This window comes from Bradyrhizobium sp. Kon58 (assembly GCF_055807455.1).
On record NZ_JBVVOT010000180.1, the window covers coordinates 1 to 407 of the forward strand.

Here is a 407-nt window from a genome sequence, read left to right on the forward strand (position 1 = left end):
CACCAGCATCGCTGGCATCACGGCGGCTTCGACCACCCCTAGCATGAAGCGAATGGCGATCAGCATATAGGCGTTGGAAACCACGCCGGTCAGGGTGGCCAGGCCGCCCCAGAGGATCAGGCTGACAAATATGAGTTTCTTGACGCTGCGCTTCTGCGCGTAGATCGCCCCGGGCACCAGCAAGACAAAGCCCACCTCGAAGAACAGCGGCAGCCCCACCAGAAACGCGATGCAGACCATCGCCCAGTGGGCGTTGCGTTCGCCGAAACGGTTGATCAACGTACGCGCCACCTGCTCCGCGCCACCGGACTCGGCCATCATCTTGCCAAGCATGGTGCCCAGCGCCACGACCAGGGCGATGTGCCCCAGGGTCTTGCCAACCCCGGCTTCGTAGGAGCCCATGATGG

At 63.1% G+C, this 407-nt stretch carries 1 protein-coding gene; it reads right to left on the reverse strand.

What is annotated here, in order from left to right:
- The coding region (locus tag AC0L20_RS40025) for a GntT/GntP/DsdX family permease (RefSeq protein WP_473295673.1) at positions 1-407 on the reverse strand (407 nt) is incomplete at both ends.